This window comes from Aerococcus sp. L_32 (assembly GCF_050689315.1).
Map to the genome: position 1 here is coordinate 1 of NZ_JBOEQF010000363.1, position 1,967 is coordinate 1,967.

The 1,967-nt window shown below is 35.9% G+C and carries 2 protein-coding genes and 1 pseudogene; all 3 read left to right on the top strand.

Going from position 1 to position 1,967, the window contains the following annotated elements; all coding sequences use genetic code 11:
• Positions 1–156, top strand: a pseudogene (locus tag ACRCJ0_RS12925) (HAD-IC family P-type ATPase); the annotation flags it as partial.
• Positions 157–495: 339 nt separating this feature from the next.
• Positions 496–816, top strand: coding sequence for an ABC transporter permease subunit (locus tag ACRCJ0_RS12930; protein WP_431390686.1), 321 nt, complete (start codon positions 496–498; stop codon positions 814–816).
• 48 nt (positions 817–864) lie between these two features.
• Positions 865–1,545, top strand: coding sequence for an IS6-like element ISTeha2 family transposase (locus ACRCJ0_RS12935; RefSeq protein WP_016897246.1), 681 nt, complete (start codon positions 865–867; stop codon positions 1,543–1,545).
• Positions 1,546–1,967: the final 422 nt, after the last annotated feature.

The window sequence follows — 1,967 nt, forward strand, 5'->3', positions numbered from 1 at the left end:
TCAATTGGCGTAGTGTTGGTCTTGTTGACCAGCGTCTTCTTCAGCGAATGGATGAATATGTCTATCGGAATGTTGGTTCATGAAGGTAGTATCTTGGTGGTAATTTTCAATGGTATGAGATTAATGAAGTATAAGTTGAAAGGTCGAAAAGAATAAAAAGAAGTATCAGCACCTGCAGAGAAAGTAAAAATATCTTAAGAATAAATAAGACTAAACCCGAATCACTCGATAAGCGACCACCTGTATGCGAAATGATGATGTTTGAATTGAATTTTACCTGGTTTTTGTGTAAGCTAATCATGAAGAGAACTCCTTTCTTATGGTTAGTTTAGACACCTTTACCATATCAGAATGGGGTTCTTTTTTCATCACTTAACAGGTGAAAATGAAAAAGTAAATTTAAGCTGCCGTTAGGCAGTTGGCACATGTTTCAACGAAAAGTATGAATTATTCAGGTTATTATTTATATTTATATTTTTTCAAAGGAGAGGATCAGTGACTAAAATTATTTTATCAGATATCAGATGGGATTATATTTTTAATCCCCAACTTACGCTTGAAAGTATCCCTTTTGTACTCGAAGGGCTTAGTTATACGATTGCTATCTCACTGTTAAGTTTCATCCTGAGTCTTATCGGAGGAACAATCCTTGCCCTTATGCGAATCTCAAGATCAAGGCTACTTAGAATCCTCGCTCGGTTCTATGTTTCTTTTTTCAGAGGTGTGCCAGTACTCGTGACCTTATTCTTTTTATACTTTGGTCTCCCTTTAGCCAATCTTATGCTGACAGCGGTTCTGTTGCAAAGTTCCCCATAACACCTGATTTATTGTAAAATGTAATAAAAAAGAATGCGAGGACAACAGATGAATCATTTTAAGGGCAAACAATTCCAAAAAGACGTGATTATTATCTCTGTTGGGTATTATCTTCGCTATAATTTGAGTTATCGTGATGTTCAAGAGATGTTATATGATCGTGGCATTAACGTTTCTCACACAACAATTTACCGTTGGGTTCAAGAATATGGTAAGCTGATCTATCAAATCTGGAAAAAGAAAAATAGACAGTCCTTTTATTCGTGGAAAATGGACGAAACTTATATTAAAATTAAAGGGAAGTGGCATTATCTCTATCGTGCAATCGACTCAGAAGGCATGACACTGGATATTTGGCTAAGACGAAAGAGAAATACTCAGTCTGCTTATGCTTTCTTTAAACGACTATACAAGCAGTTTGGGGAACCGAAAGTTATCGTGACAGATAAAGCACCATCAATTGCTAGTGCTTTTAGGAAGTTACAAAAGCAGGGGCTATACAGCGAAACTGAGCACCGGACAGTCAAGTATCTCAATAACTTAATTGAGCAAGATCATAGACCTGTTAAACGTCGAAATAAACTTTATCAAAGTCTTCGTACTGCATCAACTACGATTAAGGGCATAGAAGCATTGAGAGGCATATACAAAAAGAACCGAAGAAATGGAACGCTCTTCGGCTTTTCGGTATCTACTGAAATTAAAGTTTTGATGGGTATACCAGCATAGTCAAAGTATCAGAATGGGACTTTTATACTTAGTATTGAAACTTTGCAACAGAACCACTGTTTCACTTAGAGCAACTCGCACTTGTTGCGTGGGTGCAGTAGATGTGGATATTTCATATAAAAACCCTCAAAATAACAACTACATGTTGATTCAACACAATGGCCTTTTTATTTATCTTGATAAAAGCTTACCTTTGAGGAAGAACGAGCTACATTTATCTATGATGGGCAAATCTATTTTTTCCTCTATACATATAGAGGGCTTAATGGTTCAGTGATACTTTACTGATATCCAGCGATGCAAAAATAATATGTAGAGGCTATTCCATCTAAGTGAATCCACGACTTCATTTATCTTTTTGGAAATGAAAGAAAGTCATGTCAGTACGCGCCTTTTTAAAATTGAATAGAGCATTCAAATAA

Excerpts from the sequence above, each read along its gene's own strand:
- ACRCJ0_RS12935 (WP_016897246.1), top strand. The coding sequence starts at position 865 with ATGAATCATTTTAAGGGCAAACAATTCCAAAAAGACGTGATTATTATC.